At 67.7% G+C, this 23,442-nt stretch carries 22 protein-coding genes and 1 pseudogene; 6 read left to right on the plus strand and 17 right to left on the minus strand.

The window, feature by feature from the left end; translation table 11 throughout:
• Nucleotides 1-62 precede the first annotated feature (62 nt).
• Together PGN16_RS04940 and PGN16_RS04945 are read right to left on the minus strand one after the other, a co-directional pair.
• Nucleotides 63-464: a GFA family protein gene (locus tag PGN16_RS04940; RefSeq protein WP_335308274.1), complete on the minus strand. Its 402-nt coding sequence runs from the start codon at nt 462-464 to the stop codon at nt 63-65.
• A 97-nt stretch (nt 465-561) separates the two neighbouring features.
• Complete coding sequence (locus PGN16_RS04945) at nt 562-885, minus strand: UrcA family protein (protein ID WP_335308275.1); 324 nt, start codon at nt 883-885, stop codon at nt 562-564.
• Nucleotides 886-1,082: 197 nt separating this feature from the next.
• Between PGN16_RS04945 and PGN16_RS04950 the strand changes: the two genes are divergently transcribed.
• The 3 genes from PGN16_RS04950 (at nt 1,083) to PGN16_RS04960 (ending at nt 5,457) form a co-directional block, all read left to right on the plus strand.
• Entirely contained in the window at nt 1,083-3,401 is a 2,319-nt protein-coding gene (locus tag PGN16_RS04950) for an ATP-dependent helicase (RefSeq protein ID WP_443019581.1), read from the plus strand.
• 51 nt (nt 3,402-3,452) lie between these two features.
• Nucleotides 3,453-3,947 (plus strand): DUF5872 domain-containing protein, encoded by a 495-nt coding sequence (locus tag PGN16_RS04955; protein ID WP_335308277.1) that lies wholly within the window; start codon nt 3,453-3,455, stop codon nt 3,945-3,947.
• Nucleotides 3,948-4,182: 235 nt separating this feature from the next.
• Complete coding sequence (locus tag PGN16_RS04960; RefSeq protein WP_335308392.1) at nt 4,183-5,457, plus strand: MFS transporter; 1,275 nt, start codon at nt 4,183-4,185, stop codon at nt 5,455-5,457.
• A gap of 3 nt (nt 5,458-5,460) precedes the next feature.
• Here the strand turns inward: PGN16_RS04960 and rsmD are convergent, their stop codons facing one another.
• Complete coding sequence (gene rsmD / locus PGN16_RS04965; RefSeq protein ID WP_335308278.1) at nt 5,461-6,000, minus strand: 16S rRNA (guanine(966)-N(2))-methyltransferase RsmD; 540 nt, start codon at nt 5,998-6,000, stop codon at nt 5,461-5,463.
• A complete protein-coding gene (locus PGN16_RS04970) occupies nt 5,997-7,079 on the minus strand; it encodes a pseudouridine synthase (protein WP_335308279.1) in 1,083 nt (360 codons plus the stop codon). The genes rsmD and PGN16_RS04970 overlap by 4 nt, the downstream gene beginning before the upstream one ends.
• A 136-nt stretch (nt 7,080-7,215) precedes the next feature.
• Here PGN16_RS04970 and PGN16_RS04975 point away from each other — a divergent pair, with 136 nt between their 5' ends.
• Together PGN16_RS04975 and PGN16_RS04980 are read left to right on the plus strand one after the other, a co-directional pair.
• The gene (locus tag PGN16_RS04975) at nt 7,216-7,665 is read left to right on the plus strand and encodes a response regulator (protein WP_335308280.1); all 450 of its coding nucleotides are present in this window, start codon (nt 7,216-7,218) and stop codon (nt 7,663-7,665) included.
• A 49-nt stretch (nt 7,666-7,714) separates the two neighbouring features.
• Nucleotides 7,715-9,049, plus strand: a complete 1,335-nt coding sequence (locus PGN16_RS04980; protein ID WP_335308281.1) for an AmpG family muropeptide MFS transporter — start codon at nt 7,715-7,717, stop codon at nt 9,047-9,049.
• Here PGN16_RS04980 and PGN16_RS04985 read toward each other — a convergent pair.
• The 10 genes and pseudogenes from PGN16_RS04985 to phhA form a co-directional block, all read right to left on the minus strand.
• A complete protein-coding gene (locus tag PGN16_RS04985; RefSeq protein WP_335308282.1) occupies nt 9,046-9,483 on the minus strand; it encodes a DUF6628 family protein in 438 nt (145 codons plus the stop codon). The genes PGN16_RS04980 and PGN16_RS04985 overlap by 4 nt on opposite strands.
• 69 nt (nt 9,484-9,552) lie before the next feature.
• A complete protein-coding gene (locus PGN16_RS04990; RefSeq protein WP_335308283.1) occupies nt 9,553-10,899 on the minus strand; it encodes a bifunctional folylpolyglutamate synthase/dihydrofolate synthase in 1,347 nt (448 codons plus the stop codon).
• 309 nt (nt 10,900-11,208) lie between these two features.
• On the minus strand, nt 11,209-12,075 hold the full coding sequence (accD, locus tag PGN16_RS04995) for an acetyl-CoA carboxylase, carboxyltransferase subunit beta (RefSeq protein WP_335308284.1): 867 nt from the start codon (nt 12,073-12,075) through the stop codon (nt 11,209-11,211).
• Nucleotides 12,072-12,872 carry a tryptophan synthase subunit alpha gene (gene trpA, locus PGN16_RS05000; protein WP_335308285.1) on the minus strand — a complete coding sequence of 267 codons (801 nt, stop codon included), beginning with the start codon at nt 12,870-12,872 and terminating at the stop codon, nt 12,072-12,074. Before trpA ends, accD begins: the two co-directional genes overlap by 4 nt.
• On the minus strand, nt 12,869-14,098 hold the full coding sequence (gene trpB / locus PGN16_RS05005) for a tryptophan synthase subunit beta (protein ID WP_335308286.1): 1,230 nt from the start codon (nt 14,096-14,098) through the stop codon (nt 12,869-12,871). Before trpB ends, trpA begins: the two co-directional genes overlap by 4 nt.
• The gene (locus tag PGN16_RS05010; RefSeq protein WP_335308287.1) at nt 14,095-14,733 is read right to left on the minus strand and encodes a phosphoribosylanthranilate isomerase; all 639 of its coding nucleotides are present in this window, start codon (nt 14,731-14,733) and stop codon (nt 14,095-14,097) included. Before PGN16_RS05010 ends, trpB begins: the two co-directional genes overlap by 4 nt.
• A gap of 42 nt (nt 14,734-14,775) precedes the next feature.
• Nucleotides 14,776-15,451, minus strand: a pseudogene (gene pyrF / locus PGN16_RS05015) (orotidine-5'-phosphate decarboxylase).
• Nucleotides 15,452-15,814: 363 nt separating this feature from the next.
• On the minus strand, nt 15,815-17,113 hold the full coding sequence (gene hmgA, locus PGN16_RS05025) for a homogentisate 1,2-dioxygenase (RefSeq protein ID WP_335308288.1): 1,299 nt from the start codon (nt 17,111-17,113) through the stop codon (nt 15,815-15,817).
• Between the two features lie 141 nt (nt 17,114-17,254).
• Nucleotides 17,255-18,313, minus strand: coding sequence for a 4-hydroxyphenylpyruvate dioxygenase (hppD, locus tag PGN16_RS05030; protein ID WP_335308289.1), 1,059 nt, complete (start codon nt 18,311-18,313; stop codon nt 17,255-17,257).
• Nucleotides 18,314-18,337: 24 nt separating this feature from the next.
• Complete coding sequence (gene phhA / locus PGN16_RS05035) at nt 18,338-19,189, minus strand: phenylalanine 4-monooxygenase (RefSeq protein WP_335308290.1); 852 nt, start codon at nt 19,187-19,189, stop codon at nt 18,338-18,340.
• 95 nt (nt 19,190-19,284) lie between these two features.
• On the opposite strand from phhA, the gene PGN16_RS05040 reads away from it, so the two are divergent.
• The gene (locus tag PGN16_RS05040; protein WP_335308291.1) at nt 19,285-19,755 is read left to right on the plus strand and encodes an Lrp/AsnC family transcriptional regulator; all 471 of its coding nucleotides are present in this window, start codon (nt 19,285-19,287) and stop codon (nt 19,753-19,755) included.
• Nucleotides 19,756-19,917: 162 nt separating this feature from the next.
• Here the strand turns inward: PGN16_RS05040 and trmFO are convergent, their stop codons facing one another.
• The 3 genes from trmFO to PGN16_RS05055 form a co-directional block, all read right to left on the minus strand.
• On the minus strand, nt 19,918-21,228 hold the full coding sequence (trmFO, locus tag PGN16_RS05045) for a methylenetetrahydrofolate--tRNA-(uracil(54)-C(5))-methyltransferase (FADH(2)-oxidizing) TrmFO (RefSeq protein ID WP_335308292.1): 1,311 nt from the start codon (nt 21,226-21,228) through the stop codon (nt 19,918-19,920).
• 39 nt (nt 21,229-21,267) lie between these two features.
• Nucleotides 21,268-21,630 (minus strand): hypothetical protein, encoded by a 363-nt coding sequence (locus PGN16_RS05050; RefSeq protein ID WP_335308293.1) that lies wholly within the window; start codon nt 21,628-21,630, stop codon nt 21,268-21,270.
• An 80-nt stretch (nt 21,631-21,710) separates the two neighbouring features.
• Nucleotides 21,711-23,294: a Na+/H+ antiporter gene (locus tag PGN16_RS05055; RefSeq protein ID WP_335308294.1), complete on the minus strand. Its 1,584-nt coding sequence runs from the start codon at nt 23,292-23,294 to the stop codon at nt 21,711-21,713.
• Nucleotides 23,295-23,442: the final 148 nt, after the last annotated feature.

Below are 23,442 nucleotides of genomic sequence, written 5' to 3' on the forward strand. Positions count from 1 at the left end.
GAAGCGTGACAGTTTGATGACCGATGGCCAATCCCGGTCAGTCGCTCAACGAATAAAGTAGATCAGTCCACGCCGGGGTAATTCGCGAACGCTGGCAGCGCGTCGACCCGGTCAAGCCATGCCAAACGTTCCTTGCACATGATCTGCGCGCCCGGCGGGTGCTCCTGCGGATCGTTCAGCGTACCGGTCTGAATGTCGACGAGCCCGGGCAGCACTGTCGGATTGCGATAGAAGAGGCCGGTGCCACACTGCGCGCAAAATTCACGAACGCCATGTTCGGATGAGCCGTAACGCTGCACTTCGCCGCTGACGGTGACCTGATCGTCGCGAAATGCCATCCAGCCGACCATCGGCGCTCCCGACCAGCGCCGGCAATCGGTGCAATGGCAAAGCGCGTGGTGGGCTGATGCTCCATCGGCGGTATAGCGGACCGCGCCGCAATGGCATTGGCCGGTGATCGGCATGGCACCTCTCCTGCGTTGCTATTATGTTCTTGATTGCATGGCCGGGGTGCCGTGACAAGGGCCGGGCTTCGTCTTCAACGTCCGGCCCTTGTCGAAGTCAGCGAGCGGTAACGGCCGCCAGTTCGACTCCGCGTGTGCGCGTGAGTGCCGCCAGCCGAACCTGCGCGTCCTTGCGCATCTCGCTATGACAACGCAGCACGTCCAGCCGGTCACGGAGGTTCATACCGGAGCCGCAGATCATCGCAGCAGCGTAGTCGACGCGGCGCCGGAATTGTCGCTGCCCGGCGTCGGTGGTCAGGTCGAGATCGTGTACAGCGACCCGCGCGGTCAGCGCGACGCGGTTCGCATCGGCCGCAGCGACGGACGGTAAAAGGGCGAGCGTCAGCGAGGCCGCAAGCGCGGCAAAATCAAAGCGGTTCATCGACGTTACTCCTGGCGTGGGTCGGCGGCCGCTCCATGCGTCGCCTCTGCACCGAAGCGGGCGACTTGCCGGCACGGCCTGCTGGCGACGCGATCACGCCTAGGCGCCCTGCTTTACGGCGGTGCGTCTGCCCCGCGACGCTTCGATGACTGTAACGAATCGCCGTTTCGCTTGCCCGCGGCGTCTGCGTTCCCTACCTGTTCGGCGTGACCGACCTTTCCGCCGCTACGCAGGACCCGCCCTACCTGGCCGGGCTCAACCCCCCGCAACGCGAGGCGGTGCTGACGACTGACGGCCCGGTGCTGGTGCTGGCCGGCGCCGGCACCGGCAAGACCGCCGCGCTGACGGCGCGTTTGGCGCATCTGCTGTGGACGCGGCGCGCCTATCCCTCTGAAATCCTGTCGGTAACCTTCACCAACAAGGCCGCGCGCGAGATGCGCGAGCGTGTGGGGCGGCTGGTCGGCGACGCGGTCGAGGGGATGCCGTGGCTCGGCACGTTCCATGCGATCGGCGCGAAGATGTTGCGGCGTCATGCCGAACTGGTGGGATTACAGAGCAATTTCACGATCCTCGACACCGACGATCAGTTGCGGTTGCTCAAGCAACTCGTGCTGGCCGCCGATATCGACGAAAAGCGTTTCCCCGCACGTTCGCTCGCCGGGTTGATCGACGAGTGGAAGAACAAGGGCTTAGTGCCCGCGGACGTCGATGCAGGCGAGAGCGAGCGGTACGCGAACGGGCGCGGCGGCGAGCTGTACCAGCAATATCAGGACCGATTGAAGGCGGTGAACGCCTGCGACTTCGGTGACCTGTTGTTGCACGTTCTGACGATCCTGAAGCGCGATCGGAGCGTGCTGGAGCAGTATCAGCAGCGCTTCCGTTACATCATGGTCGACGAATATCAGGACACCAACTCGGTTCAGTACCTCTGGCTGCGGCTTCTGGCGCAGGAGCGGCGCAACATCTGCTGCGTCGGTGACGACGATCAGTCGATCTATTCGTGGCGTGGTGCGCAGGTCGAGAACATCCTGAAGTTCGAAAAGGACTTCCCGGGCGCCAAGGTGATCCGGCTGGAGCAGAATTATCGGTCGACCCCGCATATCCTGGGTGCCGCATCCGGGGTGATCGCCAACAACGGCGGGCGGCTCGGCAAGGAATTGTGGACCGAGCTGGACGCGGGCGAGAAGGTCCGCGTGCTCGGCGTGTGGGACGGCCCGGAGGAAGCGCGGCGGGTCGGCGACGAAATCGAGGCGGCGCAGCGATCGGGCAAGAGCCTCGACGATGTCGCGATCCTCGTCCGCGCGCAGCATCAGACCCGCGAGTTCGAGGATCGCTTCATCGCGATCGGATTGCCGTATCGGATCGTCGGCGGCTTCCGCTTCTACGAACGCGCCGAAATCCGCGATGCGCTGGCCTATCTGCGCGTCGTCAATCAGCCCGCCGACGATCTGGCCTTCGAGCGGATCGTCAACACGCCGAAGCGCGGGCTCGGCGACAAGGCGATCGCCAAGCTGCATCAGCTCGCGCGTGCCGAAGGACTGCCGCTGTCGATCGCGGCGGCGCGTATCCTCGACACCGATGAACTGACACCGCAGGCGCGCAAGGCGCTGGGTCGGTTCGTCGGTGATGTGGCGCGGTGGCGCGATATGGCGCGCGACCTGCCGCATCCCGAGCTGGCGCGGCAAATCCTCGATGAGAGCGGCTATACCGCCATGTATCAGGCGGAGAAATCGACCGAGGCGGCGGGACGGCTGGAAAATCTGACCGAGCTGGTGCGCGCGATGGAGGAATATGAAAACCTCGGCGCGTTCCTGGAGCACGTCAGCCTCGTCATGGACAATGAGGCGACGCGCGACGATCCCAAGGTGACGATCATGACGATCCACGCCGCCAAGGGGCTGGAGTTCGACACGGTCTTCCTGGCCGGCTGGGAAGAGGGATTGTTCCCGTCGCAGCGCGCGCTGGACGAAGGCGGGACGCGCTCGCTGGAGGAGGAGCGGCGGCTGGCCTATGTCGCGATCACGCGGGCACGGCGGCTGGCGACGATCCTGCACGCCGCCAACCGCCGGATCTACGGCCAGTGGACCAGCTCGATCCCGTCGCGATTCGTCGGCGAGCTGCCCCCCCAGCATGTCGAGAGCGAGACGAGCATGTCGGGGGGTGAGAGCCTGTGGCGCGCGAACTGGTCCGAGCGCGCCGATCCCTTTGCCGACGTGGCGCGGGGAACGGGGCGCGGGCCGGGGTGGCAGCGGGCGGCGGGAACGCTGGGCGCCAAGCCGGGCGGCGAATGGTCGAGCCGCACCTTCACCCGCGAGCCGGTGCGGGTGGTCGAAAGTCGTGCCTCCGCGGTGAGCCTCGGCAACAAGGGGCGGGGCGACCTTGCCGTCGGGCAGCGCGTGTTCCATCAGAAATTCGGCTATGGCGCGATCGCGGAGATCGAGGGCAACAAGCTGGAGATCGATTTCGAACAGGCCGGGCGCAAGCGGGTGATGGACAGCTTCGTCTCCGCGAGCTGAGCCTGCGTCTTTTCGACGCGAGACGGGTTTGTCGGAGAGGAGGTGCAGCCGATGTCCGAAACCGCCGAGAAGTCCGATCCCGCTTTATGGGAGAAGGTGAAGGAAGAGGTCACCGCCGGGTCGAAAGGCGGGAAGAGCGGCCAGTGGTCGGCGCGCAAGGCGCAGATGGCGGTAGCCGAATACAAGAAGCGTGGCGGCGGCTATAAGGGCGGCAAGGGCGCCGACAATTCACTCCATCAATGGACCGAGGAGGAGTGGGGCACCAAGTCGGGCAAGCAGAGCGGCAAGACCGGCGAGCGGTATCTGCCCAAGAAGGCTCGCGAAGCGCTCAGCGACGGGGAATATGCCCGGACGACCGCCAAGAAGCGCGCCGACACGCGCAAGGGACGGCAATTCTCCGCGCAGCCCGGCGACGTCGCACACAAGACCGCGGAAGCACGCGACCATCGCACCCGCGACGCGCTATATGCCGAGGCACAGCAGCGCGGCATCGCCGGCCGTTCCAAGATGAACAAGGCGCAACTGCGCGACGCGCTCGCGCATTGAAAAATCGGGGCGGCCGCCAGCGACCGCCCCGTAGTTCAGGGAATAGCCGGGCGAGGGGGGGAAGCCCGGCGATATGCGATGCGCTCCGAAGGGCGATCTCGCACATTGGTCCTGTAACCCGTCAACATTGCTGCCATGTGTCTTCGAAATCGGATTTCGTGACTGCAACGACATATTTTTGTGCGTTGACGTGAGGCGACCGGCGCGCGGAAAGGAGCGATGGCCGTTTCCCCCTTTGCCCGCCGATGCGCCGGGCGCCTCGCATCGTCGCATCCTGCTCGCCAGCCTCGTCGGCACATCGGTCGAGTTCTATGACTTCTATATCTATGCGACGGCCGCTTCATTGGTGTTCGGGCCGCTGTTCTTCCCGGCTGGCGACCCCTCGGCGCAACTGCTGGCCGCTTATGCCAGCCTTGCGGTGGCGTTCTTCGCGCGGCCGGTCGGGGCATGGGCGTTCGGTCATTACGGCGATCGGATCGGGCGAAAGTCGACGCTGGTCGTCAGCCTGATGCTGATGGGCGGGTCGACGCTCGCGATCGCTTTCCTGCCGACCTACGCGCAGGCGGGCTATCTGGCGCCGGTGCTGCTTTGCCTGTTGCGCTTCGGACAAGGTTTCGGATTGGGAGGCGAGTGGGGCGGCGCAGCGTTGCTGGCGGTCGAGAACGCACCGCCGGGATGGCGCGGACGCTATGGCATGGTGCCGCAATTGGGTGCGCCGGTCGGGTTCATCGCCGCCAACGGGCTGTTCCTGCTATTGGGGTTGGCGATGAGCGCGGAGGATTTCGCTGCCTGGGGCTGGCGCATTCCGTTCGTGCTGTCGATCGTTCTGGTCGGGCTTGGCCTGTGGGTAAGGCTGAAGATCACCGAGACGCCGGCCTTTGCGCAGGTGCTGGAGGAAGGCCCGCCGCCCGCCGTGCCGATGGGCGAACTGCTCCGCGATCACTGGCGCGCGGCGCTTGGCGGGACGGCTGGCGCGATCGCGTGCTTCGCCGTCTATTATATCGCGACCGCCTTCGCTCTTGGCTATGCCACCACCCGGCTGGGGATCGCGCGGCCGACGATCCTGTCCATGCAACTCGGGGCGATCCTGTTCATGGCCGTGGGGATCGTTCTGTCGGGCATTTGGGCCGATCGGCGCGATGCGCGGCATGTGCTGACCTGGGGTTGCGTGTTCGCGGTGGTGGCGGGCTTCGTATTGGCACCGGGGCTGGGATCGGGATCGCCGCCGTTGATCTTCGCAAGTCTGGCGGTGGCGCTGTTCGCGATGGGTTTCGTCTATGGACCGTTGGGCGCCTGGCTGCCGGGGCTGTTCCCGGCGCGGGTGCGCTACACGGGCGTCAGCCTGGCGTTCAACATGGCGGGGATCATCGGTGGCGGGCTGACCCCGGTCGCGGCCGAGACGCTCGCGCGGCACGGCGGGCTGTCGCTGGTCGGCGGCTATCTGGCGGCGATGTCGTTGGTGAGCCTGATCGCGCTCCTGGCGATGCGGCCACGCGTGGCGATCGCCTGACGATCAGCCGAGCCGCAACACCATCAAGCGCGCGCGACCGTGCGTGCGATCGGCGTCGACGACGAAGCCGGGCGGCACCTCGCCCTCGCCCTTGGCGGTTTCGATCGAAACCCAAGTCGCCGGGCCGATCCAGCCGAGCCGCGCGAGCTTGTCTGCAGCGACCGCGCCCGCGCCTGTTGCGTAAGGCGGGTCCATCATCACGATGTCGAGCGGTGCGCGCGCCGGGCCGATGGCCATGACCGATGCCGGGCGGATGTCCGCGCCGGTCGCGCCCAATTTCGCGACATTGGCACGCAATGCGTCGAGTGCGGCCTTGTCCTGCTCGATGAACAGGCAGGTGGTGGCGCCGCGCGACAGCGCCTCCAGCCCGAGTGCGCCCGATCCTGCAAAGAGATCCGCGACGGCAAGCCCGTCGAAACTACCGACCCGGCTCGTCAGCATCGAGAACAGCGCCTCCCGCGTGCGATCCGCGGTGGGACGTGTCGCATCCCCCTTCGGCGCGACGAGCGGGCGACCGCGCCACTGACCGGCGATGATCCTCACTTGCGCCCCCGCGGTCCGCCGGAGCGTGGTCGTGCACCGGGCTTGGGTTTCGGCTTGGCCCAGCCCGGCTGGCGCTTGATGCGGGCGGGGCGCTGCGGCGTGGCCGCCTGCTCTTCGATGGCGGGTGTGGCAGGCTTTGGCGTGGCGCGCGGCGCGGCGGTCGGCGCGGGTGCGGGTGCGGGTGCGGGGCGGGGCGACGGGCGCGCCGACTTCGCGGGCGAACCCGCAACAGGGCGTGGCGGAGCGGCCGGTCGCGCTGCACGGGCGGAGGTTGGCTGGCGCGGTGACGGCGACCGACGGCTACCCGGCACCGCGACATCGGCGACCGGCGGGCGCTGGCGTGCCGCGGCCTTCAAGGTCTGGCGGAAAGCGATCAGGTCAGCGACACGCACCTCGCCGATGTCGCCGACCGGAAGGTCGCCGAGGATGAACGGGCCGTAACGCGTCCGGATCAGCCGGCTGACGCGCAGCCCGAGATGTTCGAGCACGCGGCGCACCTCGCGGTTCTTGCCCTCGCTCAGCGTCATCTCGATCCAGACGTTCGCGCCGGTGCGGCGCTCGAGATTGGCGTCGATCGGGCCATAGCGGATGCCGTCGATCTCGATCCCGTGGATGAGGTCCTCGAGTTGCGCCTGGCTGATCTGGCCATAAGCGCGGGCGCGGTAGCTGCGTTCGACCCCGGTCGCGGGCAGTTCGAGCTGGCGCTTCAGCTCGCCGTCGGTGGTGAGGAGCAGCAACCCCTCGGTGTTGAGATCGAGCCGGCCGACGGGGACGAGCCGCGGCAGGTCCTTCGGCAGTCGGTCGTAGATGGTGGCGCGGCCTGCCGGATCGCGCTCCGCGGTCAGCACGCCGGTCGGCTTGTGGAACAGGAAGAGCCGGGTCGGTTCGGCCGCGGCGACCGGCTGACCATCGACGGTGACCCCGTCGAGCGACGGAAGGATCGTGGCGGGCGTATCCAGCGTGACGCCGTCCTTCGCGACGCGTCCTTCGGCGATCATCCGCTCGACCTCGCGCCGGGAGGCGACGCCGGCGCGGGCGAGCAGCTTGGCGATGCGGTGCGGGGAACGTTCGTCGGCCATCCGGGTCGCTTACGGTCTGCGCTCGCCTGCAACAAGGACCGTGATCGTTCGTCTGCGGGCACGCACGGAAAGATGCGGGACATAATTTGCGTCAGCCGTGTTGAGCGAGGAAGACGATACCGGGGCGAAACAAGCGATGTTGTTCGGGCGCAAACAGCGATCCATCGAGAAGCTGCTGGTGGTGGAGGATGAACCGCTGGTCGCGTTCGATACCGAGCGTCTGCTCAACGAACAGGGCTTCGATGTGGTCGCGACCGTCGACCGCGTCGCGGACGCGGTGCGGTTGATCGAGGGCGGCGCGGCGATCGATCTGGTGCTGGTCGATGTCAGGCTCGCCGATGGCAGCGGGCTGGATGTGGCACGCGCAGCGTCGGCGCGCGGCATTCCGGCGCTGTTCGTCACCGGGAGTTGTCCCGCCGATGCGGAGGGCGTCGCGGTCGGCTGCCTCGCCAAGCCTTATACGTCGCGCGACCTTTTGGGTTCGATCGACGCGATCGAGTCGGCGGCGGAGGGCAAGAAGCCGCCACGTGTGCCGGGCGGATTGCGGTTGTTCGGTGGTGGATCGTCGATGAGCGGGCTTACCTGACCGAGATTTCGCGCTAAGCCCGTCGCCAGGCTTAGCGAAGGCGATGTGGATGGCGGCGCGAACGGACGGACGGACCTGGGTGGACGGTGTCCGCCCGTATCTGGAGCGAGGGCCGCTCGCCGCCTTCGCGCTGGGTGTTTCCTCGGGCTTTCCCTACGCGATGATCGCGGCGACGCTGACCACACGGCTGGCGCAGAGCGGGATCGACAAGAAGACGGTCACGGCCTTCAGCCTCGCGTTTCTTGTCTATAATATCAAATTCCTGTGGGCGTGGGTGGTCGATGGTGTGCGGCTGCCGGTGCTCGGCGCGCTGGGTCAGCGGGTGTCGTGGTTGCTGGTGGCGGGGGTGCTGGTGATCGCCGCCGTGGCCAATTTGGCGCTGGTCGATCCACGCGCGAGCATCGGGGCGACGGTGACCGCCGCGATCCTGGTGGCGGTGGCCGGATCGACCTTCGACGTCGTGATCGACGCTTATCGCATCGAAATCCTGGAGCCGCGCCAACTCGGGGTCGGATCGGGGATGAGCCAGTATGGCTGGCGTATCGGGTCGGCGGGCGCGGCGTCGTTAGCGTTGTTCGTGGCGGCGCGGCACGGCTGGACGGCAGCCTATCTCGCGACCGCGGTGCTCGCCTTGCCGGCGATGGTGGCAGGTTTGATCGTCGGGGAGCCGCGCCGGCACCGCGACGTCGAGCCTCGCCGCGGGATGGGGAACACGCTGGCGGCGATCTGGCGGCCGTTCGTGCAGTTCTTTGCGCGTCCGGGCGCGATCGTGGTGCTGGTGTTCATCCTGATCCACAAGATCGGGGACACGCTGGGGCAGCTCGTGCTGCGCCTGTTGCTCAATGATACCGGATTCACCAACGACGAAATCGCCTTGTACGACGTCGGGGTCGGTTTCTGGGCGTATCTGATCGGCATCTTCGCCGGCGGTGTCATCTATGCGCGATTGGGGCTGAAGCGGTCGGTGCTGATCAGCCTGGTGCTGATGGCGGTGTCCAACGCCAGCTTCGCGGCGCTGGCGGCGGCGGGGCACAGCAACCCCGGACTGGCGGGCGCGATGACGTTCGAGAATATCGCGTCGGGGATCGGCGGGGTGACGGTGGTCGCCTATTTCTCGGCGCTGTGCGACCTGCGCTTCACCGCCGCGCAATATGCGCTGATCTCTGCGGCGGCGAGCGTGGTCGGACGGATCGTGACCGGCGCGAGCGCAGGGGCGCTGGTCGAGCGGGTGGGGTATGTCAATTTCTACCTGCTGACCGTGGTGCTGGCGCTGCCGGGCGTGGCGCTGTTCTGGTGGATGAGCCGTTCGGGGCTGGTCGACCGCTCGGTGGGCAGCGCCGGCACCGAGGGGCCGGGCGACGCGCGCGACGGCGCCGCCGCCTAGACGCAGACCGGCCGGCCTTCGTCGGCGAAGGCGGCGGCGAGGGCGGCGGCGCTGGCCAGGGCGCCGTCGACATGGCGCTGACCCAGCAGATCCTGCATCAACAGCCGCGCGCTGTCGGTGCGCGGCTCGACGCGTGCGAGGATCGCCAGCAACACCTGCTCCGATGCGGTCATCCGCGCGCAGCAGCATGGCGCGATCGCGATCGGGACGGTCGCATTACCGGCGAGATCGGCCATCAACGCGCGCATCAGCAACAGCGGGCGGCGAAAGGCCTCTCCGAAGCTGGTGAAGAAATTATGCGCGGCGCGCGCGTCCGACAGGCCGTTGGCGCCCATCCGGCGCATCGCGAAGAGCACGACCCGCGCATTGGGACAATCGGGCAGCGCGTGCGGCAGGGCGTTGGTGGTGAGAACGGGGGCGGGAAGCTGGGTCATGAACAAGCGACTCCTCTTGCCCGCGCAAGGTCGCCTGTCCGCTATTGCAAGTCAATCGCAGATTTTGCGTCAGTCCGGCGCTTCGTCGTTGGCGCTCAGCACTTCGCCGGCCAGATAGAGCGAGCCGGCGATCAGCATCGCCTCGGGCTGAGTCGGCCGTGCCGCGATCAGCGTGAGGGCGGACGGGATGTCCGGCGCGGTCTCGCAGCGGGGAACGCCGAGCCGGGCCGCGACGGCGAGCAGGCCCCCGGGCGCGTGGCAGGCGTGTCCGGGAACGGGGACGGCGACGAGGTCGCCGATCGCATGGGCGAAGGGTGTGAGAAATCCCGTCGCGTCCTTGTTGGCGAGCATCCCCAGGACGACCGTCAGCGGACGATCGGCAGCATGGTCGGTCAGCCGCGCAAGTGAGGCGGCGATCGCCTGACCGGCGGAGGGATTGTGTCCGCCGTCGAGCCAGACCGGCACCGGACCCAGACCAAAGGTGAGTGGCCCCGACGAGAGCCGTTGCAGGCGGGCCGGCCAGCGAGTCGCAGTGGCGGCGACGCCGATCGCCGATGCCGGTACGGACACCGTCGATTGATGGCGGAGCATCGCGACCGCGAGCGCCAGGTTGGCGCTCTGATGCGCGCCCGGCAATGCGGGCAGCGGCAGGTCGAGCGCCCCCACGGCATCGCTATAGTGGAGGCGGTCGCCGGCAACCGTGAAGCGCCACGCCTCGTCCAGCGCATACCATGGTGCGCCGCATGTCGCGGCAGCGCGGGCGATCGGCGCGGCGATGCCGGGGGGATAGTGCATGGTGACCAGCGGCGCGCCGGCTTTGGCGATGCCGGCCTTCTCCGCGGCGATCTTTTCGAGCGAATCGCCGAGGAACGCCTGATGGTCGATCCCCAGCGCAGCGATACCGCAGGCGATGGGCGCGGGCAGGACGTTGGTGGCGTCGAGCCGCCCGCCGAGCCCGACCTCGATCACGCAGGCGTCGGCCGGCGTCCGTGCGAAGGCGAGGAAGGCGGCGGCAGTGGTGATCTCGAAGAAGCTGGCGCCGATCCCGTCAGCCTGGTCGAGCACCTCGGCAAGTAGTGCCGCGAGCGCCGCATCGTCGATCAGCCGGCCCGTTATCCTGATCCGTTCGTTGAAGCGGACCAGATGCGGGCTGGTGTAGACGTGGACGCGGTGCCCGGCGGCCTCCAGCGCGCCGCGCAGGAAGGCGCAGGTCGAGCCCTTGCCGTTGGTGCCCGCGACATGGAAGATCGGCGGCAACGCGTGGTGCGGGTCGCCGAGCCGCGCGAGCAACCGGGTGATCCGGTCGAGCCCGAGCACGTCCGCGCCCGGCGACAACGACCAGAGCCGGTCGAGTTGCGCCTGAACGGCGGCGTCGCGGGAGACGGCGTGATCGGCCGTTGTCGGGATTTGATCCATCCGGCTCTACCTACCGTGTTGATGCATTTCGCAGCGTGACATTCATTTCGCTGCATGTATTTTAGATAGTGAAGACGTGGCGCCGACGATACCGTTCGTCATTGCGAGCGTAGCGAAGCAATCCAGGGCGTCCTGGTCCGGCTCTGGATTGCTTCGCTGCGCTCGCAATGACGGACCGAGTTGACCTCGTCACGCTGTAGGTCGTTATGATCTCGCCACGGACGGACCTGATAACTTCCCGTCTGGTGGGACTTCTTCGGATCGTTGAGCTTTTCGTTCGCGTCCCCCACCCCTGAAGGGCAGGGGCAATCAGGCAGCCTTTCGTTCGCCGCAGAGATAGCCGATCACGGTCGCGAGCTTCGCGCGCAGTTCGCGGCGGTGGACGACCATGTCGATCATGCCGTGCTCCAGATAATATTCGCTGGTCTGGAAGTCTTCGGGCAGCTTCTCACGGATCGTGCTTTCGATCACGCGGCGGCCGGTGAAGGCGAGCGTCGCCTTGGGCTCGGCGATGTGGACGTCGCCGAGCATCGCATAGGCCGCCATCACCCCGCCCGAGGTCGGATCGGTCAGCACGACGATATAGGGCAGACCGGCATCGTGGAGCATCTGGATCGCGACGGTGCTGCGCGGCATCTGCATCAGGCTGAGGATGCCTTCCTGCATCCGCGCGCCGCCCGAGGCGGTGAAGACGATGAAGGGCGCGCGGTCCTTCACCGCGGTCTCGACGCCCTGGATGAACGCCTCGCCGACCGCCTGACCCATCGAGCCGCCCATGAAGGCGAAATCCTGCACGCCGATCACGACGCGGTGGCCGTCGATCGTGCCGCGCGCGTTGACGAACGCGTCCTGCTCGCCGGTGCTGGCGCGTGCCGCCTTGAGCCGATCGGCGTAGCGCTTCGAGTCGCGGAACTTGAGCGGGTCCTCGGGCGAGCGCGGCGCGGGCAGCACGTCGATGCTGGCCGGGTCGAGCAGGTGCGCGAACCGCTCGCTCGGGCCGATCCGTTCGTGATGGTCGCAGGTCGGGCAGACGTAGAGGTTTTCCTCCAGCTCCTTGGTGAAGACCATCGTCCCGCAGCCCTTGCACTTGTGCCAGAGGTGATCGGGGGTCTGCGCCTTGGCGCCGCCCGGGACGATCCCGGACAAGGCGTTGCGGACGTTGCTGAGCCAGCTCATGCGGAAACCTTTCGTGCGTCGGCAAGCGCGGCCGACAGCGTCTTGATATAGGCGGCGACCGGCGCGGGTGCAGCGGGGCCGTGTTCGGCGATGATCTCGACGATCGCCGAGCCGACGACGACGCCGTCCGCGACACGGCCGATCGCACGCGCCTGTTCGGGAGTGCGGACGCCGAAGCCGACCGCGACTGGCAGATCCGTGGCGTGCTTCAGCCGCGCGACCGCCTCCTCGATCGACGCCTGTTGCGCCTGCTGCTTGCCGGTGATGCCGGCGACCGAGACGTAGTAGACGAAGCCGCTCGCGCCGTTGAGCACCTCTTTGATGCGGTTGTCGCGGGTGGTTGGGGTGGCGAGGCGGATAAAGTTGATGCCCATTGCGCGCAGTTCCGGGCCGAGCGCATCGTCTTCTTCGGGGGGCAGGTCGACGCAGATCACGCCGTCGACTCCGGCATCGCGAAGCGCGGTGGCGAACCACTCCGGCCCGCGTCGCAGCATCGGATTGGCATAGCCCATCAGCACCAGCGGGGTGAGCGGGTGGCGGTCGCGAAAGTCCTTTGCGATGCGCAGGATATCGGCGGTCGTCACCCCGCCGTCGAGCGCGCGGATGTTCGCCGCCTGGATCGCGGGTCCGTCGGCCATCGGATCGGTGAACGGCATCCCCAGCTCGATCACGTCCGCGCCGCCCTCGACCAGCGCGTCGAGAATCGCGGGCGTCCCGGCGACCGAGGGATCGCCCGCAGTGACGAAGCAGATCAGCGCGGGACGGTCGGCGATGAAGGCATCGGCAAGGCGGGTCAAATCTGCACTCCCAGCGCTTCGGCGACGGTGAAGATGTCCTTGTCGCCGCGCCCGCACAGATTGGCGAGGATGATCGAATCCTGCGGCATGTCCTTGGCCTTGCGCGCGACCGCGGCGATCGCGTGCGAGGGTTCGAGCGCGGGGATGATCCCCTCGGTGCGGCACAGCAGCTGGAAGGCGTCGAGCGCCTCACGGTCGGTGACGGCGGTATAATCGACGCGGCCGCTGTCCTTCAGCCACGCATGTTCCGGGCCGATGCCGGGATAGTCGAGCCCGGCCGAGATCGAATGCGCTTCGGCGATCTGGCCGTCGTCGTCCTGCAACAGATAGGTCTTGTTGCCGTGGAGCACGCCCGGGAAGCCGCCGGCGAGGCTGGCGGCGTGCTTGGCCTCCAGCCCTTCGCCCGCCGCCTCGACACCGAGCATCTTCACATCGGCATCGTCGAGGAACGGGTGGAACAGCCCGATCGCGTTCGATCCGCCGCCGATCGCGGCGACGAGCAGGTCGGGGAGGCGGCCGGTGCGGTCGAGCAATTGCGCGCGCGCCTCGCGGCCGATCACGCTCTGGAAGTCGCGGACCAGCTCCGGATAGGGGTGCGGGCCGGCGGCGGTGCCGATGATGTAGAAGGTGTCGTGAACGTTGGCGACCCAGTCGCGCAGCGCCTCGTTCATCGCATCCTTGAGCGTGCGCGCGCCGCTTTCGACCGCGCGCACCTCGGCACCGAGCAGCTTCATGCGGAACACGTTCGGCTGCTGCCGCTCGACGTCCTTCGCGCCCATGTAGATCACGCACGGCAGCCCGAAGCGCGCGCAGACCGTCGCGGTGGCGACGCCGTGCTGACCCGCGCCGGTTTCGGCGATGATCCGCGTCTTGCCCATGCGGATCGCGAGCAGGATCTGGCCGATGCAATTGTTGATCTTGTGCGCGCCGGTATGGTTCAGCTCGTCGCGCTTGAACCAGACCTGTGCGCCCATCCCCTCGGGCGCGCTGTCGCGCAGCGTGTCGGTCAGTCGCTCGGCGTAATAAAGCGGCGAGGGGCGACCGACATAATGTTCGAGCAAATCGTCGAACTGCGCGGCGAAGGCCGGGTCCTGCTTGGCGGCGCGATATTCGCGCTCGAGGTCGAGGATCAGCGGCATCAGCGTTTCGGAGACATAGCGGCCGCCATAGGGGCCGAAATGCCCGCGCTCGTCCGGCTGCGCGCGGAAGGAATTGGGTGCGTTCATGATGCGGAAACCCGTTGCAGGAAGGCGGCGATCTTGTCCACGTCCTTGACGCCCGGCGCGGACTCGACGCCCGACGAAACGTCGACCAAGGGCGCCCGGGTCCGGGCGATCGCCTCGGCGACGTTGGCGGGGTCGAGCCCGCCGGACAGCGCCCAGGGGAGCGGGTGGCGGAAGCCGTCGAGCAATTGCCAGTCGAAGCGGACGCCCATGCCGCCGGGAAGGGTCGCGCCCTCGGGGGTCTTGGCGTCGTAGAGGAGGCGGTCGGCGGCGTCGGCGTAGTGCGCGGCGGTGGCGAGGTCGGCGCGGGTCTTCACCGCGATCGCCGCCCATGTCTCGCGCCCCGACAGGCGACGCAGCGCGGCGACGCGGGCGGGCGTGGTCTTGTGGAGCTGGATCGCATCGAGCTTGCCGGCGGCGACGGTCGCGGCGAGCAATTCGTCATCGGGGTCGACGAACACCCCGACCTTGCGGACGTGCGCGGGAACGCGCGCCGCCAGCCCGGTGAGGCGGTCGAGCGACAGGTGGCGCGGCGAGGGCGGGAAGACGACGAAGCCGACGTGGCTCGCGCCGCCCTTTAGCGCGGCGTCGAGCGTGTCGGGCGTGGACAGGCCGCAGATTTTGGCGGTGACGGGCATCGCGCGGCTTTAGGCGCTTGCCCGCACCCTGCCAATATCGCGTTAGAGCGTGGCGGCGATGGCGCGGGCGGCGGCGTCGGGATCCTCGGCCTGCGTGATCGGGCGGCCGATCACCAGCATCGATGCGCCATGGTCGACCGCAATCCGCGGGGGTGACGACGCGCTTCTGGTCGCCGACCTCGCCATCCGCCGGGCGGACGCCGGGGACGACGAAATAGCCCTTCGGCCAGGCGGCGTGCGCGGCCTTCACCTCCGCGCCCGAGCAGACGATGCCGTCGAGCCCCGCTTCGCGCGCCAGTTCGGCGAGGCGCAGGACGTGGTCGTGCGCGCTGCCGGCGACGCCGGTCGCGACGAGATCGTCCTCGTCGAGACTGGTGAGCATCGTCACCGCGACGACCTTGGTCGAGGGATGCGCGGCGGCCTTGGCATCCTCCAGCATCGCGCGGCCGCCGCTGGCGTGGACGGTCAGGACGGCCGGGGCGAGCCCGGCGAGCGACTGTACCGCCTTGGCGACGGTATTGGGGATGTCGTGCAGCTTGAGGTCGAGGAAGACGGGCAGGCCGATCTCCTCCATCGCGCGGACGCCGGCTGGACCGTGGGCGCAGAAGAATTCCAGCCCGAGCTTGATGCCGCCGACATGATGGCGGACCTTTTGCGCCAGCGTGCGGGCGCGATCGAGATCAGGGGTGTCGAGCGCGACGAAGATTCGGTTGGCCATTACTCGGCTCCGGTGGTGGGGGGCCGCGGGCGGCGTAACGGGGGCGGGCGTTTCGATGCCGCGGACAGCGGCGAGTGCGCTCTCCGTCGCGCGTTCCGCCGCCGCCAATCGCTGGCGCAGACGGAAACGCACCCAATGCTGGTAGATCAGCGTCGGCAGGAAGCCGAGCAGGAAGGTCACCAACAGCAGCAGCGGCAGGTTCACCTCCGCGACCAGCCCGCCGAACAGCTGGATGGTGACATTGGTCCAGTTGCCGAACGTGAACACCGCGGCGACGAACGCCAGCAGCGACCAGAACAGGATCTTGAGGAACTGCATCGGCGGTACGCTAGCAGGGTCGGCGGTATTTTCCAGTCCGGCCGGTCAGCGCGGGAGTGTCGCCTTGGGAAAGCCGCGCCATACGTCGTCGTAGTCGAGCTGCATTGTTGGCGAAGTTTGCGCCCAGGCGGTGGTGCGCACGACGTGGCGGGTTTCAAACATGAAGGCCATCGTCCCGTCGATTTTCACCGGTTTCAAGTCGCTTGCGACCGCTTTCTCATAGCTGGTCTGATCAGGGCCATGGCCGTTCATCTGGTTGTGGAGGCTGGCGCCGCCGGGGACGAAACCACCGCCTTCCTTGGCGTCATAGGCGCCCGCGATCAGCCCCATGAATTCGCTCATGACGTTGCGGTGGAACCATGGCGGACGGAACGTCCCCTCGGCGACCATCCAGCGCGGCGGGAAGATCACGAAGTCGCAATTGGCGGTGCCGGGCGTGTCGCTGGGGGAGGTCAGGACGGTGAAGATCGATGGATCGGGATGGTCGAACGAGACGGTGTTGATGGTATTAAAACGCGTGAGATCATAGCGATAGGGAGCGAGGTTTCCATGCCATGCCACCACGTCGAACGGCGAATGATCGAGCGTGGTCTGCCAGAGCGCGCCCTGAAACTTCTGGACGACGGTGCAGGGTTCGTCGCGATCCTCGAACCACGCCGCCGGCGTCTCGAAGTCGCGCGGGTTGGCGAGGCCGTTGGCGCCGATCGGGCCGAGATCGGGCAGGCGAAAGGGCGTGCCGTAGTTCTCGCAGACGTAGCCGCGCGCGCGCCGGTTGTTGTCGAGATGGACGCGGAAGCGTACACCGCGCGGGATCACCGCGATCTGGAGCGGGGCGACGTCGAGCCTCCCCAATTCGGTGTCGATCGTCAGCGCGCCCTCCTGCGGCACGATCAGCAACTCGCCATCCGCCGAAAAGAAGGCCCGATCCATGTCGGCGGTCGCGGCATAGAGGTGGATCGCGACGCCGGTCTGCTCGGCGACGCTGCCGTTGCCGCCGTAGGTGACGAGGCCGTCGAGCCAGTCGGTCGCGGGGTCGGGCCAGGGGAGAGGGTCCCAGCGCATCCGGTTCGGGGACGGCGGGGTGTCGAAAGGGGCGGCGCGCAGGTTCGGTGCGCCCTCGTAGCGGGTGAAGGCAGGATGCTGCGCGGTCGGGCGGAGGCGGTAGAGCCAGCTGCGACGGTTTTCGTGACGCGGGGCGGTGAAGGCGGTGCCGGAGAGCTGTTCGGTGTAGAGGCCGAAGGGGACGTGCTGCGGGGAGTTGCGGCCGATCGGGAGCGCGCCGGGGACCGCCTCGGTCGACACATGGTTGCCGAAGCCTGGGTGGTAGCGGGGCGTGTCGGTCATGGCTGTCTCTCCTGTATCGACCCGTCGGATCGCCTGCCTTCTTCCGTCATCCCGGACTTGATCCGGGATCCCGCTTTTTCTCCACGGTTCAAGAAGAAGCGGGGCCCCGGATCAAGTCCGGGGCGACGGGGGGGGGGGGCGTCAGGCGTCGACCTTGACCACGCCGCGCCGGATCTGGTCCAGCTCGATGCTCTCGAACAGCGCCTGGAAGTTGCCGTTGCCGAAGCCCTGATTGCCCTTGCGCTGGATGACCTCGAAGAAGATCGGGCCGACCATGTTCTCGGTGAAGATCTGGAGCAGGATGCCCTCGTCGCCGACGTTGCCGTCGATCAGGATGCGGTTGCGCTTCAGCCGCTCGAGATCCTCGCCATGGCCGGGGACGCGCTTGTCGACCAGCTCGTAATAAGTCTCGATCGTGTCCTGCAACCGCACGCCGCGCGCGCGGAGCTTTTCGACCGTCTCGTAGATATTGTCGGTGGTCAGCGCGAGGTGCTGGATGCCTTCGCCATTGTACTCGCGGATGAATTCCTCGATCTGCGAGGTCTCGTCCTTGCTCTCGTTGAGCGGGATTCGGATCGCCAGATCTGGGGCGATCATCGCCTGGCTGAACAGACCCGTCGCCTTGCCCTTGATGTCGAAGAACTTCTGCTCCTCGAAGCCGAAGAGGCGGCCGTAGAAGCTCGACCACGTCCGCATCTCGCCACGCCGGACGTTGTGGGTAAGGTGGTCGAGGATATCGAGCCCGACATTGTTCTGCTCGGCGGCCTCGCGCCAGCCGGGGACTTCCTCCCAATCGGCGTAGAGGTCGGCACCGGCCTTGACGAGATAGAGGTAGCTGCCGCCGATACCCTCGATCGGGAAGCTGCCTTCGCCGAGCGTCCCGGTCGCAGCGTCGACTGCGGTTGCACCCTCGGCGAGCGCATGGTCATAGGCGGCCTGCGGATCGGCGACGCGGAACGCCATGCCGCTGGCCGAGGGGCCGTGGAGCGCGCGGAAGTCGGCGGCCTGACCGGCCGGCTCGCGGTTGAGGAGCAGGTTGATGCGGCCCTGTACGTAGCGGGTCACCTGCTTGCTCGGGTGACGGTGCGCGGCGACGAAGCCCATCTGCTCGAACTGGCTGGCGAGCGTGTCGGGATCGGGCGAGGTGAATTCGCAGAACTCGAAGCCGGCGAGGCCGAGCGGGTTGGCGGGATCGGTCATGGTCGGGCCTTTCAGGTGAACGGGTTAGCGGCGGGCGTGCGCTTGCGTGCCGCGCGTGTAGACGCGGTCGTCGGGCAGGATCGTCTCCGGGTCGTGATCCGGCTGGCCTTCCAGCTCGGCATAAAGCGGGGCAAAATCGGTGTTGAGCGTCTGGTCGAGCAGGTCCTCGAAACTGTCGATGACGAAATAGCTCTGCTGGAAATCGTCGATCCGGTAGCGGGTGCGCATCACACGCTTCAGGTCAAACGCGATGCGGTTGGGCGAGGCGTCGTCGAGCGCGAAGATCGATTCGGACCGCGAGGACACGATGCCGGCGCCGTAGAGCGCGAGGCCGTCGCCGGCGCGCACCAGCCCGAATTCGACGGTGTACCAGTAGAGCCGGGAGAGGCGATCGATCGCACCCATGGCCGCGGCGCGCTGCCCGCCTTGGCCATAGGCCTGCATGTAATCGGCAAACACCGGGTTCGCGAGCAAGGGTACGTGGCCGAAAACGTCGTGGAAGACGTCGGGCTCCTGAAGATAGTCGAGCTGGTCGGGACGGCGGATGAAATTGCCCGAAACGAAGCGGCGGTTGGCGAGATGGTCGAAGAACACGTCGTCGGGGACGAGACCGGGGACGGCAACGACCTGCCAGCCGGTCGCCTTCATCAGCCGTTCGGAGAGTTCGTCGAAGTCGGGGATGCCGGGTTTCGACAGGCGGAGCACGTCGAGGCCGGCAGTGAATTCGGGGGTGACGCGGCCGGGGAGCATCGCGATCTGGCGCGCGAACAACGTGTCCCAGGTGGCGTGTTCCTCGGCCGTGTACGCGTCCCAGCCTTGCGGGATCGTCCAGTCGGCGGCGGCTCCTTCGGGCCGGATCAGCGCTGCGTCTGCCATGGCGGCACGATCGCATATGGGCGCGATCAATGCTTATCAGAATGGTGCCGTACAAGGCTATTCGTGAAACGGATGAAGCATTAGGATCGGGTTCTATGAACCAGACCGATCAACTCGACGCCATCGACCGTCGCATCGTTTCGGCGCTGCAGGAGGATGGCACGCTGAGCAATGCCGATCTGGCGCAAAGCGTGGGGGCCTCGTCGGCGTCGTGCTGGCGCCGGGTGAAGGCGCTGGAGGCGGCGGGGGTGCTGACGCGCACGGTGCGGCTGGTCGATCCGGCGGCGGTCGGGCGCGGAGTCAACGTCCTGTGCAACGTGCGGATGCGCAGCCATGCGATCGAGGCGCGGCAGGCGTTCGAGGCGTTCGTCGATGGGCGGCCGGAGATCGTCGAGAGCTTCTCGATGTCGGGGGAATGGGATTATCTGCTGCGGATCGTCGTGGCGGATGTCAGCGACTACAACCACTTCCTGATGCAGGTGATGCTGGGGCATCCTTCGGTGGCGGGGGCGTCATCGCATTTCGCGCTCTCGATGACGAAATATACGACGGCGATACCGGTTTAGGTTTCCGTGTCCGGAAAGTCGCCAACATCCAAAAGCTGCCGTTCGCCCTGAGGAGCCGTTGAGCTTGTCAAAACGGCGTCTCGAAGGGCGGTGCTTCGAGACGAGGCTTCGACAAGCTCAGCCTCTCCTCAGCACGAACGGAGGGGCGTGTGGCGGAGTGATTTAGGCCGCCAGCCACTCCGCCAGCGCCGAACGGGCACGGTCGGTGTACATCTTCTTCCGGTCGGCTTTCTTGGTCCGGCCGGGGATCGGCGGGAAGAGCCCGAAGTTGACGTTCATCGGCTGATAGCTGTCCGCCTCCGCGCCGCCGGTGATGTGCGACAACAGCGCGCCGAGCGCGGTTTCGACCGGGGGCGGGGCGAGCGTCTCGCCGCGCAGCTCGGCGATCGCGAAGCGGCCGGCGAGCAGGCCGATCGATGCGCTCTCGATATAGCCCTCGCAGCCGGTGATCTGCCCGGCGAAGCGGATGTTCGGGCGCGAGCGGAGCCGCAGCGTTTCGTCGAGCAGCTCGGGCGAGCGCAGGAAGGTGTTGCGGTGCAGCCCGCCGAGCCGCGCGAACTCGGCGTTCTCGAGGCCGGGGATGGTGCGGAACAGCCGGACCTGCTCGGCATGCTTGAGCTTGGTCTGGAAGCCGACGATGTTCCACAGCGTGCCGAGCGCATTGTCCTGCCTGAGCTGGACGCAGGCATAGGGCCAGCGGCCGGTGCGCGGATCGTCGAGGCCGACGCCTTTCATCGGGCCGAAGCGCAAGGTCTGGGGGCCGCGTTCCGCCATCACCTCGATCGGCATACAGCCTTCGAAATAGGGGACGTTTTCCCACTCGCGGTATTCGGTCTTCTCGCCGTCGATCAGCGCGGCGACGAAGGCGTGATACTGGTCCTTGTCGAGCGGGCAGTTGATATAGTCTGTGCCCTCGCCCTTGTTCCAGCGCGACTGGAACCACGCCGTCTCCATGTCGATCGAGTCGCGGTGGACGATCGGCGCGATCGCGTCGAAGAAGGCGAGCGAGTCGCGGCCGGTCTCGGCGGCGATCCGCTCGGACAGGCCGGGCGCGGTGAGCGGGCCGGTGGCGATGATCGCGGGGGTACCGGGGAGCGTGTCGATCCGCTCGCGGACCACCGCGATGTTCGGGTGTGCGGCCACCGCGGCGGTGACGCCGGCCGAGAAGCCGTCGCGGTCGACTGCCAGCGCGGAGCCGGCGGGCACACGGTGGCGATCGCCTTCGCGCAGGATCAACGAGCCGAGCGCGCGCAGCTCCTGATGGAGCAGGCCGACCGCGTTGCTCTCCGCATCGTCGCTGCGAAAGCTGTTCGAGCAGACCAGCTCGGCGAGGTCGTCGGTGTGGTGCGCGGGCGTGGTGTCGCCGCCGCCGCGCATCTCCGAGAGGCGGACCTTGAAGCCGGCCTCGGCCAATTGCCACGCGGCTTCCGACCCGGCGAGCCCGCCGCCCACGATATGAATGTCGTACGTCATGCGGCGCGGATAGCGGGTGTGGCGGGTCTTGTCAGGGGCTCAGGCCTGATAGCGCAAGGTGTTGGCGAAACCTTCGTTCGCCTTGGTCATCTTCGCGATCTTGCGCAGGCAGGCGCGCACGTACCGCTCGAAATGCTGATCGTCGTAGATGCCGGTGGTGCGATATTCGTCCTGGCCGAGCAGCGCCTTGATGGTGGCGGCGAAGGCGTGCTGATCATCGATGTGATCGCTGGCACGCAGCGTGCGGCAGGCCCATTCCTCGGCGGCGGCCTTGTCATAGTCGCGTTGCGCCTCGTAGCCGCGCCGGTCGGCCGCCGCCTGATCGAGCCGCGCCGCGGCCACCCGGCGATCCAGCCAGGTGCGGACGATGTCGGGCTGCCATGGTCCAGATGCTTCGTTCATCCGCGATCCTCCGTTCGGCGCGGCTGTAGAGCCGCCAGCCGGCCGACGCCAGCAGGTGCCGGCGCGGCATCGGCGCACCGTCAGCCCTTGGCGGCGATGGCGCCCAATTCCTCCAAGTCGAGGTCGTGTTCGAGATCGTGGAGCGTCTCGTCGTCGATCCGGCCGGTCCGGTGCAGCCGGACCAGTTCGGCGCGACCCGCCTCCACCGCGGCGATGATGACGTTGAAATGGCGCGCGATCGCCTCGTTGCGCTCCGCATCGGTTCCGCGGAAGTTCTCGCCCGCGGTGGCGCGGGTGCGATACCGGTGCAGGAGCTGCGGGTGGATCAGCTCGCCCCGCTCGTCATGCGCGTGGCGCTCGACCGCGGCGAGTTGCGCGCGGAACATCTCGCGCTCCGCAGCCATCAGGTCGAGCGGCGGCAAGGCGGCTGGATCCTCGGGCGGGCGAGCGCGGCGGATGATCCAGCCGAGCGACGTGCCCTGCACCAGCACGGTGACCAGGATCACGGCGAACGCGGTGACGAGCATCAGGTCGCGCGCCGGCATCGTCTCCGGCAACGACAGCGCGACCGCGAGCGTCACCACCCCGCGCATCCCCGCCCAGCTCATCACCAGCGCCGCGCGCGCACCGAGCGGGCGCGCCGAGGTCCAGCCCGCGCGGCGCATCGCCGCGACGATCGCATCCGCGCCGAAGATCCACACGAACCGCGCGACGATCACCGCCGCGACGATCAGCAGCACCGGTTCGGCCATGGTGTCGACGATGCGCGCGGGATCGCCGACGCGGTCGAGCAGCCCGCGCAACGACAGGCCGATCAGCGTGAAGACCGCGGCTTCCAGAAGGAACACCAACACCTGCCAGAAGGCGAGCGCGCGGATGCGCACGCTCGCGCTGAACACCACATGCTGGTACCAGCCGCAGATCAGCCCGGCGGTGACCACCGCGATCACGCCCGAGACGTGGACCAGCTCGCCCGCGATATAGGCGCTCCAGCAGACGAGCATCGTCGCCGCGATCATCAGCGTGTCGTCGCCCAGCCGCCGCAGCAGCGACACCCACAGCCCGGCGATGACCGCGCCCACCGCGATGCCGCCGAGCACCAGCAACACGAAGGTGCCGGTCGCCGCGCCGATGCTGAAGGTGCCGGTCAGCACCGCGGCCACGGCGAAGCGGAAGAGCACCAGCCCGGCGGCATCGTTTAGCAGGCTCTCGCCCTCCAGCAGGGTCGACAGGCGTCGCGGAAGGCGGACGTGCTGCAACACGGCGCGCGCCGAGACCGCATCGGGGGGCGACAGGATCGCGCCGAGCGCGACGCAGGCCGCCCAGGGCAGCGCGGGAAGCAGCAGCTTCGTGACCAGCGCGACGACCGCGGTGGTGAAGAACACCGCCCCGACGGCGAGCGACAGGATGCCGGCCATATGACGGCGAAACGGCGCGATCGCGGTGAACCACGCCCCGTCCATGAGGAGCGGCGGCAGGAACAGGACGAGCACCAGTTCGGGATCGATCGTGATCCCCGGCAAGCCCGGCACGAACGCGACCGCGCCGCCCCCAACGATCAGCGCCGCGGCGGGCGGCAGCGACAGGCGGCGCGCGACATAGTGCAGCCCGACGATCACGAGGAACATCGCGATGATCAGCTCGAACCCCGCCGCTGCATGCATGTCCCTGCTCCCCGCCGATCTGGCGGGAAAAAGCGCAAAAGGCGAGCGAGATCAACATGAACGTGCTTGTCGACGCCAACGGGCGGCGTAGGCGGATTTCCGTGGCTGTCGGCGCGGCGACATCGTTCACGCTGCCACGGAAAAGATC

This window comes from Sphingomonas phyllosphaerae (genome assembly GCF_036946485.1).
Classification (GTDB): domain Bacteria; phylum Pseudomonadota; class Alphaproteobacteria; order Sphingomonadales; family Sphingomonadaceae; genus Sphingomonas; species Sphingomonas phyllosphaerae_E.

Bases quoted from the DNA above. Each gene is read 5' to 3' on its own strand.
- accD (WP_335308284.1), bottom strand. From the start codon at position 12,075: ATGAGCTGGCTCAGCAACGTCCGCAACGCCTTGTCCGGGATCGTCCCG.
- PGN16_RS05055 (WP_335308294.1), bottom strand. From the start codon at position 23,294: ATGCATGCAGCGGCGGGGTTCGAGCTGATCATCGCGATGTTCCTCGTG.
- phhA (WP_335308290.1), bottom strand. From the start codon at position 19,189: ATGGCAGACGCAGCGCTGATCCGGCCCGAAGGAGCCGCCGCCGACTGG.
- trpB (WP_335308286.1), bottom strand. From the start codon at position 14,098: ATGAACGCACCCAATTCCTTCCGCGCGCAGCCGGACGAGCGCGGGCAT.
- PGN16_RS04975 (WP_335308280.1), top strand. From the start codon at position 7,216: ATGTTGTTCGGGCGCAAACAGCGATCCATCGAGAAGCTGCTGGTGGTG.
- PGN16_RS04970 (WP_335308279.1), bottom strand. From the start codon at position 7,079: ATGGCCGACGAACGTTCCCCGCACCGCATCGCCAAGCTGCTCGCCCGC.
- PGN16_RS04945 (WP_335308275.1), bottom strand. From the start codon at position 885: ATGAACCGCTTTGATTTTGCCGCGCTTGCGGCCTCGCTGACGCTCGCC.
- PGN16_RS04980 (WP_335308281.1), top strand. From the start codon at position 7,715: ATGGCGGCGCGAACGGACGGACGGACCTGGGTGGACGGTGTCCGCCCG.
- hppD (WP_335308289.1), bottom strand. From the start codon at position 18,313: ATGACCGATCCCGCCAACCCGCTCGGCCTCGCCGGCTTCGAGTTCTGC.
- PGN16_RS05010 (WP_335308287.1), bottom strand. From the start codon at position 14,733: ATGCCCGTCACCGCCAAAATCTGCGGCCTGTCCACGCCCGACACGCTC.
- PGN16_RS04985 (WP_335308282.1), bottom strand. From the start codon at position 9,483: ATGACCCAGCTTCCCGCCCCCGTTCTCACCACCAACGCCCTGCCGCAC.
- trmFO (WP_335308292.1), bottom strand. From the start codon at position 21,228: ATGACGTACGACATTCATATCGTGGGCGGCGGGCTCGCCGGGTCGGAA.
- PGN16_RS05040 (WP_335308291.1), top strand. From the start codon at position 19,285: ATGAACCAGACCGATCAACTCGACGCCATCGACCGTCGCATCGTTTCG.
- PGN16_RS05050 (WP_335308293.1), bottom strand. From the start codon at position 21,630: ATGAACGAAGCATCTGGACCATGGCAGCCCGACATCGTCCGCACCTGG.
- hmgA (WP_335308288.1), bottom strand. From the start codon at position 17,113: ATGACCGACACGCCCCGCTACCACCCAGGCTTCGGCAACCATGTGTCG.
- PGN16_RS04990 (WP_335308283.1), bottom strand. From the start codon at position 10,899: ATGGATCAAATCCCGACAACGGCCGATCACGCCGTCTCCCGCGACGCC.
- PGN16_RS04955 (WP_335308277.1), top strand. From the start codon at position 3,453: ATGTCCGAAACCGCCGAGAAGTCCGATCCCGCTTTATGGGAGAAGGTG.
- PGN16_RS04940 (WP_335308274.1), bottom strand. From the start codon at position 464: ATGCCGATCACCGGCCAATGCCATTGCGGCGCGGTCCGCTATACCGCC.